Raw genomic sequence first — 14,816 nt, 5'->3', positions numbered from 1 at the left:
TCAGCTTTGCGGTTGATATACCAGCTTCACGCCATGCTTGAAAACCAGAACATAATCCCCCTGCGCGTCGGTGCCCCCCGTCAGGCGCATGGTGCCGGCGGTCAGCTTGCCCATAGGGGTTTCGGCCTCGATCAGGCTGTCGGCCACGACCTCGGTCCGGTCCAGGGCAGTTGTCAAGGCGCGGGTTTCGATCCGATAGCCATCCGATGTCACGATGCGCACGCCGTCCGTCAGGGTTACCTGTTTGGCAACGGCATCAATTGCGCCAGTGGTTGCGGTGATGTCGGCAAAGGTTCCGCTGGAAAATTCCAGCCGGGCAGCCACGGTGCCCGCGGTTGCGGGGTCCTGTGCGTCTTTTCCAGGTTGTGCGAACCTGGCCGATACTGAAATCGCGGTGCCGTCTTCGGTGACGCTGGCATAGTTGGGCGCGGTGATGCGTTGTTCACGAGCCAGCTGATCCAGATCCACCTTGCTGTAGGGTATCGTGCGGATTTCATCCCCGCGCGGTGAAAACAGGAACAGCGTCGACAACAGCCCCAGCGCGGCCAGTGGCAATACGATCTTCGCAAATGCGATGAAGCGGGAATAGCTGTTGTCGAAGGCGGCCATGCCTCAGACCACCCCGGCCCGCAGACAGTCATGTATGTGCAAAATGCCCTCGGGGCGGCCATCGCCGGCCGGGTCAACGACGAAAAGGCTGGTTACCTTGCGCCCGTTCATCACCGCCAATGCCTGTTCGGCAAGCGATTCCGGCCGGATGGTCAGCGGGTTTGCCGTCATCACCTGCTCTACTTTCAGTTCCAGCAGCCCGCGCAGATGGCGGCGCAAGTCACCGTCGGTCACGATCCCGGCCAGATGCCCGGCAGTGTCGGTCACGCCAACCACGCCAAAGCCCTTTTGGCTGATCGCGATCAATGCCTCGCCCATTTCGGTGCCGACAGGCACCAATGGCATCGCATCGCCGCGATGCATCAGGTCGCGCACCTTGGACAGGCGCGCGCCCAGCTTGCCGCCGGGATGGAAGGCCCGGAAATGATCCGGCGTGAAATCGCGATGCTCCATCAGCGCAACCGCCAGCGCATCGCCCAGCGCCAGGGTCATCGTGGTGGATGTGGTGGGCACCAGCCCGGTCGGGCAGGCCTCGTCGGCGGGGGGCAGCAGAATGGCGACATCTGCCTGCCGCAGCAGGGTCGATCCCTCGCGCCCGGCAACGCCGATCATCGGGATGGAAAAGCGGCGGGTATAGGCGATGATATCGGCCAGTTCCGGGGTTTCACCGGAATTCGACAGCACCAGCGCGACATCGCCATGGGCCAGCATACCCAGATCGCCATGGCTGGCCTCGGCGGGATGCACGAAATGCGCAGGCGTGCCGGTGCTGGCCAGCGTCGCCGCGATCTTGCGCGCGATATGGCCTGATTTACCCATGCCCGACACGATCACCCGGCCTTCAGCCTTCAACAACAGATCGACCGCCTGCGCAAAACTGTCGCCCAGCGCATCGGCCAGCGCGTTCAGCGCCCGGGCCTCGACTGCAATAACGCGGCGACCGGTTTCTATGAAGGTATCGGTGGTCATCTTCTAATGCTCGAAAATGTCGATTTCGGGCCAGCCGGCCAGATCCAGACGCGCCCGCATCGGCAAAAATTCGAAACAGGCCTGCGCCAGTTCTGTGCGGCCTTCGCGCGCCAGCATCGCATCAAGTGCCTCGCGCAGGCGATGCAGATACAGCACATCCGAGGCGGCATAAGTCATCTGCGCCTCGGTCAGCTTCTCGCTTCCCCAATCAGATGTCTGCTGTTGCTTGGAAATGTCCACGCCCAACAGTTCCTGCAGCAGATATTTCAGCCCATGCCGGTCGGTGAAGGTGCGCACCAGTTTCGACGCGATCTTGGTGCAGTAAACCGGCGCGGTCAGGGTGCCAAAGGCGTGATACATCGCAGCGATATCAAAGCGCCCGAAGTGGAACAGCTTCAGCACCGCCGGATCGGCCAGCATGCGGCACAGGTTCGGAGCCGCAGTTTGCCCTATGGCGATCTGCACCAGATGTGCGTTCCCGTCTCCGCCCGACAACTGGACCATGCATAACCGATCACGCATGGGGTTCAGCCCCATGGTTTCACAGTCGATCGCTACGATTGGCCCCAGGTCCAGATCGTCGGGAAGGTCGCGTTGATGCAATTGAATGGTCACGGGGCCCCCGGTATTTGTCTGGCGGGCAAACCAGCCCACTGGCACCCGAAAACAGGTGCGCTCTCGCTTAAGGCTTTGTGCCCCCACAGCCGGGTTACGTCAATGCCCGACGGGCTCAGCTTCGTCGACGCGATCCGACAGCTTGATGTCTTCCAGAAACAGCGCCAGCAGCAGCGCGACTATCGCAAGCGTGACGAGGATCAGGAAAATCGGGTGCATCGCATTGGTAATGGCCTGCACCACGGCTTCACGAATTTCGGGCGGCAAGGCGGCGACATGCGCGGCATCCATTGCGCCCGGCTCGGCCCCGGCGGGCAAGGAACGGCCGATCTGCGCGCTCAGCCTGTTTGTGAACAGCGCGCCGAACAGGGCAATCCCGATTGACCCGCCAATTTGCCTGAACAGGGTAAAGCTGGCCGTGGCGACGCCCAGCATGCTGCGTTGAACCGCGTTCTGGATAGACGTTGTGCCCACCGACAGGATCGGGCCGATACCAAGCCCGACCAGCCCGATCAGGGCCATCACCTGCCAATGCGGCGTGTCAGCACGCAGTTGGGTCAACAGTCCCATGCCCAGGATCAGCGCGACCAGACCTATTGAAGGAAGCCGCCGATAGCGCCCCGTCTTGCCCATGATCCCGCCCGCACCAATCGACCCGGCCAGGATGCCCGTCATCAGCGGCAGCATCTGCAGGCCTGAATTCGTGGGGGTCACGCCTTTGGCCACCTGAAGATACAGCGGCATGAAGGTGACGGTGCCGAACAATGCCGCGCCACCGATTGCCCCGACACCGGCAAAAATCGCGAAGGTGCGGTGACGAAACAGCGACAAGGGCAAGATCGGCTCTTGTGCTTTGCGTTCAACGTAGATGAAGCCGATCAGGGCAACCACCGACAGCGCGATCATCGCGCGGATGAAATCCGAATCCCACGCAAAGGTGCGACCGCCCAGGCTGGTGAACAGGATGACTGCCGACAGACAGGCTGTCAGCAACACCGCGCCCAGATAGTCGATCCTGTGGCGGGTTCTGATCCCGCGTGGCTTGAAGGCGATCGCGAAGACCACCAATGCGAATATCCCCAGCGGCAGGTTCACATAGAAGATCCAGCGCCAGGACAGGTTTTCGACCAGATAACCGCCCAGCAACGGGCCCGCGACACTGGACAGTCCGAATGCGCCGGCGAATATGCCCTGAACCTTGCCACGGTCGCGCGGGGAAACCACATCTGCCACCACCGTAAAGGCCAGCACGAACAGACCGCCGCCGCCGATGCCCTGCAGGCCGCGCGCCAGGATCAGAAACAGCATTGATCCCGCCTGCCCTGCCAACACCGATCCCAGCAGGAACAGCACGACCGAAGTCTGCATCATGATCTTGCGGCCATACAGATCGCCCAGCTTGCCATATAGCGGCGCCACGACAGTCGAGGTCAGCAGATAGGCCGTGACCACCCAGCTGAGATGATCCAGACCGCCCAGTTCTGCCACAATCGTCGGCAGCGCGGTTGAAACGATGGTCTGATCCAGCGAGGCCAGCAACAGCATGACCGCGACCGCGGCCAGTATCAGCCGCGGGGCCTGTTTCGACTCTGCCGGTGCGCCGGTCTCGGTCATGGTCTTACCTTGTTGAAACGGTCCACAGGCCGTGAAACTTGCCTATCCCTGCGGTCTTCGTCGTTCAACGCCAAAAACGAAAGACGCCGCGGAAACCGCGGCGTCTTTTCATTATCCGAAGATATGGTGCCCAGGAGAGGACTCGAACCTCCACACCGTTGCCAGTACTAGCACCTGAAGCTAGCGCGTCTACCATTCCGCCACCTGGGCAGGTGTCGTGAGGCCGCGATGTATAACCGGGCGCGGGTGCTGTCAACGGGTGTTTGGCGCAGAATGGTCATCAGGGCATTACTGCCTTGTTCGCGCTGCGGCGGAAAGCTATTCAGGCAAGGACATATCGCAGGAGGCTTGCATGACCAGACTTGTGACCATCTATGGCGGTTCGGGGTTTGTCGGACGATATATCGCACGCCGCATGGCACAGGCGGGCTGGCGCGTGCGTGTCGCCGTACGCCGCCCGAACGAGGCAGGTTTTGTCCGCACCTATGGCGTTGTCGGTCAGGTCGAACCGGTGTTCTGCAACATCCGTGATGACGATTCGGTGCGCGCCGCGATGACAGGGGCCAATGCGGTGGTGAATTGTGTCGGCACATTCGATGCCGTCGGGCGCAACAATTTCGACGCCGTTCAGCATGAAGGTGCCGGTCGGATCGCACGGATCGCGGCGCAAACCGGGGTCGCGCATCTGGTGCATATCTCGGCCATAGGCGCGGATGAACAATCCGACAGCCAGTATGCGCGTTCAAAAGCGCGGGGCGAAGCGGCCATTCTGGCGGCATTCCAAAACGCCGTCATCCTGCGCCCTTCGGTGATCTTCGGTGTCGAAGACAAATTTTTCAACCGTTTTGCCGGAATGACGCGCCTTGGGCCGATTCTGCCGGTTGTAGGGGCGAACACGCGCTTTCAGCCCGTTTATGTCGATGATGTGGCCAAGGCTGCGGCGATGGCCGCGCAGGGACTTGCGCCCGCCGGGATATATGAACTGGGCGGGCCCGAAGTCCGCAGTTTCCGCGATCTGATGGCGAACATGCTGAAGGTCATTCACCGCCGCCGCCTGATCGTCAACATGCCGTTCTTCGTCGCCCGCATCATCGCCGGTGCGCTGGGGTTTGCGCAGTTCATCACGGGTGGGCTTTTTCACAACAGCATCCTGACATCCGATCAGGTGCGCAGCCTGGCGACCGATAATGTGGTTGCGAAAGGCGCCAGGGGTTTCGCCGATCTGGGTATCATTCCGGTCGATCCGGGCGCGATCCTGCCGGAATACCTCTATCGGTTTCGGCCCACGGGCCAATATGACGCCATCACCGATTCAGCCAAGAATCTGAAAGCCTGATTTTCATACCCTTCGAAGGAACATTGTGAATGTTCGATCATACGACCCTTGTTGCGCTTTTTCTGGGTTTGATCGAAGGGCTGACAGAGTTCATTCCGGTATCGTCTACGGGTCATCTGCTGCTAGCGGGGCATTTTCTGGGGTTCGAATCCGCCGGGAAAACCTTCGAGGTGGTCATTCAGCTTGGCGCGGTGCTGGCCATCCTGACGGTTTATTCGTCCAAGCTATGGCGAGTTTTCAGCACGGCGCCCAGCGACCCGCAATCGCGACGGTTCATCCTGTCGGTTCTGATCGCCTTTCTGCCCGCGGTGATCATCGGCGTCCTGGCGCATGACGTGATCAAGAACGTGCTTTTCGAGACACCCAAACTGATCGCGATCATGCTTATCCTTGGCGGGTTCGTCTTGCTGTTGGTCGACCGCCTGCCACTGGTCCCACGCCACCACGATGCGATGCGATATCCGTTGGGCATGGCGCTGATCATCGGTGTGGTGCAATGCTTGGCCATGATCCCCGGCGTATCGCGGTCAGGGGCCACGATCGTGGGCGCATTGTTGTTGGGGGCCGATAAACGCTCGGCCGCCGAGTTTTCGTTTTTTCTGTCGATGCCCACCATGGCCGGCGCTTTTGCCTATGATCTGTACAAGAACCGTGACGTGCTGGATGCCAGCGCGGTCAATGAAATCGCAGTCGGCTTCGTCGCCGCCTTCATTGCCGCGGTTCTGGTGGTGAAGGTCTTGCTTACCTATGTCGGTCGGCATGGGTTCAGCCTGTTTGCCTGGTGGCGAATCATTGTCGGGGCAATTGCTTTGGCGGCGCTGACATTCGGCTGACGGGCCAATAGGTAACTTATGCTTACCTTTATTTGATCTGCGGCTGATTAAATTTGCAGCATACAGCATAAATTTACCAATTTAGGTCAACATTGCTGCCTTTTCATTTTCGGCGGTCGGATTTACAAAGCGGCACCCGCAATTCGACTGGGAGGCGCCGTCATGGCCAAGCAAGTCATGCTGAAATTCGTGGATGTTGAAAAGCAGATGCCGCAAAAGCGTCCGCCTGATCTGCGTGCCCGTGACTTTGATGAAATCTATTCGGAATATGCCGATGCAAAGGCCAAGGAGCAGTCCAGCCGTTGCAGCCAGTGCGGCGTGCCCTATTGCCAGTCGCATTGCCCGTTGCACAACAACATCCCCGACTGGTTGCGCCTGACTGCCGAGGGTCGGCTGCAGGAAGCCTATGAGATCAGCCAGGCCACCAATACCTTTCCGGAAATCTGTGGCCGTATCTGCCCGCAGGATCGCCTGTGCGAAGGCAATTGCGTGATCGAACAATCGGGTCATGGCACTGTCACCATTGGCGCGGTGGAAAAATATATCACCGACACGGCCTGGGAAAACGGCTGGGTCAAACCGGCGGCCCCCGCCACCGAACGCCCGGAAAGCGTCGGCATCATCGGGGCTGGTCCCGGCGGATTGGCTGCGGCCGATGCATTGCGCCGCGCCGGTGTGCAGGTGACGGTCTATGACCGGTATGACCGCGCGGGCGGGCTGATGACCTATGGCATTCCGGGGTTCAAGCTAGAAAAAGACGTGGTCATGCGCCGCATCGACCAGTTGGAACAGGGCGGGGTCGAATTCGTGCTCAACTGCACTGTCGGCGAGGATCTTTCCTTTGATGCGATCCGCGGCAAGCATGACGCGGTTCTGATCGCCACCGGCGTTTACAAGACCCGCGCATTGGAAGCGCCGGGCGTTGGCGCCGGCGGTATCGTGCGGGCCATTGATTATCTGACCGCCTCCAACCGCAAATCCTTTGGCGATGACGTGCCCGAATATGACAGTGGCGAACTCAACGCCGAAGGCAAGCGGGTGATCGTGGTCGGCGGCGGCGACACCGCAATGGATTGCGTGCGCACCGCGATCCGCCAGGGTGCCACCAGCGTGAAATGCCTGTATCGCCGCGACCGCGCCAATATGCCCGGTTCGCAGCGCGAAGTTCAGAACGCCGAAGAGGAAGGCGTGGAATTCGTCTGGCTGTCGGCCCCTGTGGGATTCATCGGCGACACCGTCAGCAGCGTTATCATCCAGAAGATGCGGCTGGGCCTGCCCGATGCCACCGGCCGCCAGATGCCCGAGGTGATTGAAGGCGCGGATTACACCGAAGCCGCTGATCTGGTCGTGCAGGCACTGGGGTTCGAACCCGAAGACCTGCCCACGCTGTGGGGCGAACCCGCGCTGGAAGTTACCCGCTGGGGCACGATCAAGGCCGATTACCGCAGCCATCAGACCAGCCTGCCCGGTGTGTTTGCCGTGGGCGATATCGTGCGCGGCGCGTCCTTGGTTGTCTGGGCAATCCGCGACGGGCGCGAAGCCGCCGACAGTATCCTGACCTATCTTGCGCAGCCTGCGCAGGTAGCGGCGGAATAAGGAAACCCTGCCAAAGCGCAGGTGCTGAACAAACATGGCATCACAACGGATGGAGCCTGACATGACCAAATATGACGAAAACTGGGTTGCCGCCGAACAGGCCAAGCGCGCCTATATGGCCGAACATGGCCTGTATAGCGACGAAGATGAACATTCGTCCTGCGGTGTCGGTCTTGTCGTGTCGGTGAATGGCAAGCCCAGCCGAGCCGTGGTTGAAAACGGTATAAACGCGCTGAAAGCGGTGTGGCACCGTGGCGCGGTCGATGCCGACGGGCGCACAGGCGACGGGGCCGGCATTCATGTGCAGATCCCGGTGCCGTTCTTTTATGACCAGATCCGCCGCACCGGGCATGAACCGCAGATGGACAAGCTGATCGCGGTCGGGCAGGTCTTCCTGCCCCGCACCGATTTCGGCGCACAGGAAAAATGCCGCACCATCGTCGAGGCCGAAGTGCTGCGCATGGGCTATTACATCTATGGCTGGCGTCATGTGCCGGTGAATATCGACGTTCTGGGCGACAAGGCCAACGCCACCCGCCCCGAAATCGAACAGATCATCCTGTCCAATGTCAAAGGCGTGGATGAAGAAACGTTTGAGCGCGAGCTGTATATCATCCGTCGCCGGATCGAGAAGGCCGCCGCCGCCGCGGGGGTGCAAAGCCTGTATCTGTGTTCGCTGTCCTGCCGGTCGATCATCTACAAGGGCATGATGCTGGCGCAGGACGTGGCGGAATTCTATCCCGACCTGAAGGATCAGCGGTTCGAAAGCGCCTTTGCGATCTATCACCAGCGGTATTCGACCAATACATTTCCGCAATGGTGGCTGGCCCAGCCGTTCCGCATGCTGGCCCATAACGGCGAGATCAACACGCTGAAAGGCAATCTGAACTGGATGCGCAGCCACGAGATCCGCATGGCGTCATCCGCCTTTGGCGACAGAGCTGAAGACATCAAGCCGATCGTGCCGCAGGGGTCGTCGGATTCGGCGGCGCTGGATGCCGTGTTCGAGGTGCTGGTGCGCGCCGGGCGTTCGGCCCCCATGGCCAAGACGATGCTGGTGCCGGAAAGCTGGTCTAAACAGGCGCAGGAACTGCCGCAAAGCTGGCGCGACATGTATTCCTATTGCAATTCGGTAATGGAGCCCTGGGACGGCCCAGCCGCCCTGGCCATGACCGATGGTCGCTGGGTTTGCGCCGGGCTTGACCGCAATGGCCTGCGCCCGCTGCGTTTTGTCGTGACGCGCGACGGAATGCTGATCGCCGGGTCCGAAGCCGGAATGGTGCCGGTGATCGAAGCCAATGTGCTGGAAAAAGGCGCGCTGGGGCCGGGTCAGATGATCGCGGTCGATATGAAGACCGGCAAGCTTTATCATGACGTTGAAATCAAGGATCGCCTGGCCAATTCGCAACCCTTTGGCGATTGGGTCGGCAAGATCAACGATCTTGACGAGGCACTGAGCCGCGTCACCGAAAAGGCGTTGTTCTCGGGGGCCGAGCTTCGCAAACGGCAGATCGCCGCTGGGTATTCCATTGAAGAACTGGAACAGGTTCTGACGCCCATGGCCGAAGACGCCAAGGAAGCGCTGGCTTCGATGGGCGATGATACGCCTTCGGCGGTGCTGTCGGAAAAATACCGGCCGCTGTCGCATTTCTTCCGCCAGAACTTCAGCCAGGTCACTAACCCGCCGATCGACAGCTTGCGCGAATACCGGGTGATGAGCCTGAAAACCCGGTTCGGCAACCTCAAGAACGTGCTGGACGAAGACAGCAGCCAGACCGAGATTCTGGTTCTGGAAAGCCCCTTTGTGGGCAATGCACAATTCGATGAAATGGTGACGCATTTCAATGCGCCCATGGTCGAGATCGACTGCACCTTTCCCGCCGATGGCGGCCCGGAGGCACTGCATGATGGTCTGGCGCGCATCCGCGCCGAAGCCGAAGATGCAGTGCGATCTGGGGCCGGGCATCTTGTGCTGACTGACCAGCACCAGGGGCCGGAAAAGATCGCGATGCCGATGATTCTGGCCACCAGTGCGGTGCATAGCTGGCTGACCCGCAAGGGCCTGCGCACCTTCACTTCGGTCAATGTCCGGTCGGCCGAATGCATAGATCCGCATTATTTCGCGGTTCTTATCGGCTGTGGCGCGACCACGGTGAATGCCTATCTGGCCGAAGACAGTCTGGCTGACCGCATCGGTCGCGGGTTGCTTGAAGGCACCCTGACCGAAGCTGTCGCGCGATACCGCGAGGCGGTTGACCAGGGTCTGCTGAAGATCATGGCCAAAATGGGCATCTCGGTGATCTCATCCTATCGTGGCGGCCTGAACTTCGAGGCTGTCGGTCTGTCGCGCGCCATGGTGGCGGAATATTTCCCCGGCATGCACAGCCGCATATCGGGCATCGGCGTGCACGGTATTCAGCACAAACTGGAACAGGTCCACGCCCAGGGCTGGCGCGGTGGCAGCGATGTGCTGCCGATCGGCGGCTTTTACAAGGCGCGCCGCAGTGGCGAAAAGCATGCCTGGGAAGCCCAGACCATGCATATGCTACAGATCGCCTGCAACACCGCATCCTATGAGATGTGGCAGCGCTATTCAGCCGCAATGCGGGCCAATCCGCCCATCCACCTGCGGGATCTGCTGGATATCAAGCCACTGGGCAAGGCCATCCCGATCGACGAGGTCGAAAGCATCACCGCGATCCGCAAGCGGTTCGTGACGCCCGGCATGTCGCTGGGGGCATTGTCGCCCGAAGCGCATAAAACGCTGAACGTGGCCATGAACCGCATCGGTGCGAAATCCGACAGCGGCGAGGGCGGCGAAGATCCGGCGCATTTCCTGCCCGAGGCCAATGGCGACAACCCGTCGGCCAAGATCAAACAGGTGGCTTCGGGTCGTTTCGGGGTGACGGCGGAATATCTGAACCAGTGCGAAGAGCTGGAAATCAAGGTGGCGCAGGGCGCCAAGCCCGGTGAAGGCGGCCAGTTGCCCGGCATGAAAGTGACCGAGCTGATCGCACGCCTGCGCCATTCGACCAAGGGCGTAACGCTGATCAGCCCGCCGCCGCATCACGATATCTATTCGATCGAGGATCTGGCGCAGCTGATCTATGATCTGAAACAGATCAATCCGCGCGCCAAGGTGACAGTCAAGCTGGTGGCCAGTTCTGGCGTCGGCACGATTGCCGCCGGTGTGGCCAAGGCCAAGGCGGATGTGATCCTGATTTCGGGCCATAACGGGGGCACCGGGGCATCACCCGCGACGTCGATCAAGTTCGCGGGCCTGCCATGGGAAATGGGCCTGACAGAGGCGCATCAGGTTCTGGCGATGAACAACCTGCGCGACCGCGTGACGCTGCGCACCGATGGCGGGCTGCGCACCGGGCGTGACATTGTCATGGCCGCGATGCTGGGCGCCGAAGAATACGGGATCGGCACCGCCGCGCTGATCGCGATGGGCTGCATCATGGTACGTCAGTGCCAGTCAAACACCTGCCCTGTCGGCGTCTGTACCCAGGATCCGCGCCTGCGTGAAAAATTCACCGGCAATGCTGACAAGGTGGTGAACCTGATCACCTTCTATGCCCAGGAAGTGCGCGAAATTCTGGCCAGCATTGGCGCACGGTCTCTGGATGAGGTGATCGGCCGTGCCGATCTGCTGAGCCAGGTCAGCCGTGGTGCCGATCATCTGGACGATCTGGACCTGAATCCGCTGCTGATCACCGTCGATGGGGCGGCCAAGATCGTCTATAACCGCGACAAGCCGCGCAACGCAGTGCTGGATACGCTGGATGCGCAAATTGTCGAAGACGCCAAGCGGTTCTTCGAGGATGGCGAAAAGATGCAACTGTCCTATGCGGTGCGCAACACCTGGCGCACGGTCGGCACGCGGGCGTCCAGCCATATCGTCAAGCGGTTCGGGATGCGCAACAGCCTGCAGCCCGATCATCTGACGGTAAAACTGTCGGGTTCAGCCGGGCAGTCGCTGGGGGCCTTTGCCGCCCCGGGGCTGAAGATCGAAGTGTCGGGCGACGCGAATGATTATGTTGGCAAGGGTCTGTCGGGCGGCACCATTGTGGTGCGCCCGCCGATGGCCAGCCCGCTGATCGCCAGCGAGAACACGATCATCGGCAATACGGTGCTGTATGGGGCCACCGATGGCTATCTGTTCGCAGCCGGACGCGCGGGCGAGCGGTTCGCTGTGCGCAATTCGGGCGCCAAGGTGGTGATCGAGGGCTGTGGATCGAACGGTTGTGAATACATGACCGGCGGCGTGGCCGTGATTTTGGGCACCATCGGCGCCAATTTCGGGGCCGGCATGACCGGCGGGATGGCCTATTTGTACGATCCCGACGGCACGGCCAAGGGGCTGATGAATCTGGAAACCCTTGTGACCTGCCCGGTGACGGTCGCGCATTGGGAAGCGCAGCTCAAAGGCCTGATAGACCGCCACCTGAGCGAAACCGGCAGCCGTCGCGCAGCCGATATACTGCAGCACTGGGATATCGAACGGGCCAATTTCCTGCAGGCCTGTCCCAAGGAAATGCTGCCGCATCTCAAGCATCAGCTTGGGGTCGAAAAACAGGCGGTTCCGGCGGAATAGTCCCTGTCACGGCTTTTCTAAAGCAATGCCACGCCCTATAGCTGGGGCGTGGCAAAACGTAAGACAAAACCCAAACAACAGCCGGTGCTATCGCGGCTTGTGGCGTGGCCGTTTCAATGGCTGCGACGCTGGGCGCGGCTTGGTCTGCGCATGGTGCTGGGGCTGGCGCTGCTGCTTGTCGTTCTGGTGGCGCTGTTTGCCTTTGTTGGGCCGCCGACCACCCTTACGATCTGGTCCGAAGGGCGCAAGAATGGCGGGGTTGAACGTGACTGGGTCGCGTTTGAAGATATTGCGCCATCAGCGGTTCGGGCGGTGGTCGCGGCGGAAGATGCGAATTTCTGTCGCCATTGGGGGTTCGATGTAAAGGCGATCCGGGCGGCGCTGGATGACGGCGCGCAGCGCGGGGCCTCGACCATTACCCAGCAAACGGTGAAGAACGTCTTCTTGTGGCAGGGGCGCAGCTGGCCACGCAAGGTGCTGGAAACGGCGCTGACACCGCTGGTTGAAGCTGTCTGGTCCAAGCGGCGCATTCTGGAAGTCTATCTGAATGTGGCCGAGTTCGGCACCGGCGTATTCGGAATCGAAGCCGCGGCAAGGCACTATTTCAGCGTGAATGCCGCCGATCTGACCCCTGCGCAGGGCGCCCGGCTGGCCGTCATCCTGCCCAGCCCAAAATCCCGTGATCCCGCGCGCCTGCCGCCCTGGCTGCAAAAACAGGCGCTGCGTGTGCAAGATGGCGCCGACACGATCAAGCTGGATGGCCGCGCCATGTGTTTCGAGAGTTGAAAATACCGCCGCCACGCGGCAAGAGGGTCAAACCCCGTTTAATCAGAGTTGGACGCAATGAACCGAATGTTTCACGTTCCCCTGTCGCCGTTTTGCCGGAAGGTAAGGCTGGTGATGGCCGAAAAACGGATCGAACTGGAACTGATCGAAGAGCGCTATTGGGAACAGGACCCGGATTTCATGCGGCGCAATCCGGCCGGGAAAGTGCCCGTGCTGCGCATGGATGGCCGCGTGATGAGCGAAAGCCAGGCGATCTGCGAGTATCTGGAAGAAACCGTTCCCAATCCGCCGCTTTTGCCAGCGAATGCCGCCGAGCGTTTTGAAGTTCGACGGCTGGTCTTCTGGTTCGATGACAAGTTTCACGCCGAGGTGACTTCGAAACTGTTATACGAGCGGGTCAACAAAAAGCTGATGGGGCGCGGATACCCGGACAGCAAGAATGTCAAAGCCGGGGCACAAAGCATCAAGTATCATCTGGATTACCTTGGCTGGCTGCTGGATCAGCGGCGGTGGCTGGCGGGCGACGTGATGACGCTGGCCGATTTCGCCGCCGCGGCGCATCTGTCTTGCCTGGATTATATCAGCGATGTGGATTGGAACCGCAATGCCACCGTCAAGGACTGGTATGCCAAGATCAAGTCGCGCCCGGCCTTTCGTGGCCTTCTGGCCGATCAGGTGCCCGGATTTCCGCCGCCGCCGCATTATGCCGATCTGGATTTCTGAACCCTCGGGTGGGGGGCTGTCTGCCCCCCACACCCCCCGAGAGTATTTCCGCCAAGAAGATGGAGCGGACGGATGAAGGACCAGTTGATCGCGCAGGCGCAGGTGGAAGGCTTTGCCAAATGTCGTGTCACACGGCCTGACGCTGTTCCGCAGGCGGCCGGGCGGTTGGCGGCGTTTCTGGCGGATGGCCGGCACGGGCAGATGGGATGGATGGCCGAGCGCGCGGACTGGCGAGGCGATCCGGCAGCCTTGTGGCCACAGGCGCGATCTGTGATCATGCTGGCCGAACCCTATACGCCCGAACATGACCCGCTGGCGGTGCTTGATCAGCGGGATCGTGGTGCGATCTCGGTTTATGCGCAGAACCGTGATTACCATGATGTGGTGAAGAAGCGACTGAAACGATTGGGGCGCTGGCTGATCGAACAGGCGCCGGACGCGCAGATCAAGGTTTTCGTCGATACCGCGCCGGTCATGGAAAAGCCGCTGGGACAGGCGGCGGGGCTGGGCTGGCAGGGCAAGCATACGAACCTGTTGGCGCGCGATCTGGGAAACTGGTTCTTTCTGGGCGCGATCTTTACCACCCTGGACATCGAGCCTGATCAACCTGAACACGATCATTGCGGCAGTTGCACGGCCTGTCTGGATATCTGTCCGACGCAGGCCTTTCCGGCACCGTTTCAACTGGATGCACGGCGCTGCATTTCCTATCTGACGATAGAGCATCACGGTCCCGTTGCGGAAGAATTGCGCGCAAGGTTGGGAAACCGGATTTATGGCTGCGACGATTGTCTGGCGGTGTGCCCCTGGAACAAGTTCGCGCAATCCGCGCGGGAAGCCAGATATCATGCGCGCGACGACCTGAAGGCACCGGAGTTGGCGCAACTGGCCGCGCTGGACGATGCGGCGTTCCGGGCGATGTTCGCGGGTTCGCCGATCAAGCGGATCGGACGCAACAGATTCGTGCGTAACGTTCTGTATGCGATCGGGAATTCGGGGAATGCCGCGTTGCGCGTGGTCGCCGCGCGGCTGCAAGATGATGCCGATGCCACGGTCGCTGATGCCGCGCGGTGGGCGGTTGGGCGACTTGGGCAGGAATAGAGCCGATTTTGAACGGGTGCGCAAATCACCAGGA

At 60.9% G+C, this 14,816-nt stretch carries 11 protein-coding genes and 1 tRNA gene; 7 read left to right on the top strand and 5 right to left on the bottom strand.

Features of this window, described 5'->3' with window-relative positions; genetic code table 11:
* From ACTCHC_RS02540 to ACTCHC_RS02520, 5 genes are all read right to left on the bottom strand, one after another.
* Positions 1–609 (bottom strand): hypothetical protein, encoded by a 609-nt coding sequence (locus ACTCHC_RS02540; RefSeq protein WP_463020881.1) that lies wholly within the window; start codon positions 607–609, stop codon positions 1–3.
* A gap of 3 nt (positions 610–612) precedes the next feature.
* On the bottom strand, positions 613–1,578 hold the full coding sequence (locus ACTCHC_RS02535) for a KpsF/GutQ family sugar-phosphate isomerase (protein WP_463020880.1): 966 nt from the start codon (positions 1,576–1,578) through the stop codon (positions 613–615).
* Positions 1,579–1,581: 3 nt separating this feature from the next.
* The gene (locus ACTCHC_RS02530) at positions 1,582–2,193 is read right to left on the bottom strand and encodes a ribonuclease D (RefSeq protein ID WP_463020879.1); all 612 of its coding nucleotides are present in this window, start codon (positions 2,191–2,193) and stop codon (positions 1,582–1,584) included.
* A 99-nt stretch (positions 2,194–2,292) separates the two neighbouring features.
* Entirely contained in the window at positions 2,293–3,807 is a 1,515-nt protein-coding gene (locus ACTCHC_RS02525) for an MDR family MFS transporter (RefSeq protein WP_463020878.1), read from the bottom strand.
* A 124-nt stretch (positions 3,808–3,931) separates the two neighbouring features.
* Positions 3,932–4,017: transfer RNA gene (locus tag ACTCHC_RS02520), tRNA-Leu, on the bottom strand.
* Positions 4,018–4,159: 142 nt separating this feature from the next.
* Here ACTCHC_RS02520 and ACTCHC_RS02515 point away from each other — a divergent pair.
* From ACTCHC_RS02515 to queG, 7 genes are all read left to right on the top strand, one after another.
* The gene (locus tag ACTCHC_RS02515) at positions 4,160–5,143 is read left to right on the top strand and encodes a complex I NDUFA9 subunit family protein (protein WP_463020877.1); all 984 of its coding nucleotides are present in this window, start codon (positions 4,160–4,162) and stop codon (positions 5,141–5,143) included.
* Positions 5,144–5,172: 29 nt separating this feature from the next.
* A complete protein-coding gene (locus ACTCHC_RS02510; RefSeq protein ID WP_463020876.1) occupies positions 5,173–5,976 on the top strand; it encodes an undecaprenyl-diphosphate phosphatase in 804 nt (267 codons plus the stop codon).
* A gap of 162 nt (positions 5,977–6,138) precedes the next feature.
* Positions 6,139–7,572, top strand: coding sequence for an NAD(P)-dependent oxidoreductase (locus tag ACTCHC_RS02505; RefSeq protein ID WP_463020875.1), 1,434 nt, complete (start codon positions 6,139–6,141; stop codon positions 7,570–7,572).
* A gap of 61 nt (positions 7,573–7,633) precedes the next feature.
* Positions 7,634–12,172: a glutamate synthase large subunit gene (gltB, locus tag ACTCHC_RS02500; RefSeq protein WP_463020874.1), complete on the top strand. Its 4,539-nt coding sequence runs from the start codon at positions 7,634–7,636 to the stop codon at positions 12,170–12,172.
* A gap of 84 nt (positions 12,173–12,256) precedes the next feature.
* Positions 12,257–12,958, top strand: coding sequence for a monofunctional biosynthetic peptidoglycan transglycosylase (mtgA, locus tag ACTCHC_RS02495; RefSeq protein ID WP_463020873.1), 702 nt, complete (start codon positions 12,257–12,259; stop codon positions 12,956–12,958).
* 57 nt (positions 12,959–13,015) lie between these two features.
* Positions 13,016–13,681, top strand: coding sequence for an FtsZ-binding protein FzlA (gene fzlA / locus ACTCHC_RS02490; protein WP_463020872.1), 666 nt, complete (start codon positions 13,016–13,018; stop codon positions 13,679–13,681).
* Between the two features lie 72 nt (positions 13,682–13,753).
* Entirely contained in the window at positions 13,754–14,782 is a 1,029-nt protein-coding gene (gene queG, locus ACTCHC_RS02485; protein WP_463020871.1) for a tRNA epoxyqueuosine(34) reductase QueG, read from the top strand.
* The last annotated feature ends 34 nt before the right edge of the window (positions 14,783–14,816 follow it).

The organism is Actibacterium sp. (genome assembly GCF_055134745.1).
The sequence above is the reverse complement of the archived record's forward strand: the minus strand, read 5'-3'. Positions and strand labels throughout refer to the sequence as shown.

Bases quoted from the DNA above. Each gene is read 5' to 3' on its own strand.
- fzlA (WP_463020872.1), top strand. From the start codon at position 13,016: ATGAACCGAATGTTTCACGTTCCCCTGTCGCCGTTTTGCCGGAAGGTA.
- gltB (WP_463020874.1), top strand. From the start codon at position 7,634: ATGACCAAATATGACGAAAACTGGGTTGCCGCCGAACAGGCCAAGCGC.
- ACTCHC_RS02515 (WP_463020877.1), top strand. From the start codon at position 4,160: ATGACCAGACTTGTGACCATCTATGGCGGTTCGGGGTTTGTCGGACGA.
- ACTCHC_RS02525 (WP_463020878.1), bottom strand. From the start codon at position 3,807: ATGACCGAGACCGGCGCACCGGCAGAGTCGAAACAGGCCCCGCGGCTG.
- ACTCHC_RS02535 (WP_463020880.1), bottom strand. From the start codon at position 1,578: ATGACCACCGATACCTTCATAGAAACCGGTCGCCGCGTTATTGCAGTC.
- ACTCHC_RS02540 (WP_463020881.1), bottom strand. From the start codon at position 609: ATGGCCGCCTTCGACAACAGCTATTCCCGCTTCATCGCATTTGCGAAG.
- ACTCHC_RS02510 (WP_463020876.1), top strand. From the start codon at position 5,173: ATGTTCGATCATACGACCCTTGTTGCGCTTTTTCTGGGTTTGATCGAA.
- queG (WP_463020871.1), top strand. From the start codon at position 13,754: ATGAAGGACCAGTTGATCGCGCAGGCGCAGGTGGAAGGCTTTGCCAAA.
- ACTCHC_RS02505 (WP_463020875.1), top strand. From the start codon at position 6,139: ATGGCCAAGCAAGTCATGCTGAAATTCGTGGATGTTGAAAAGCAGATG.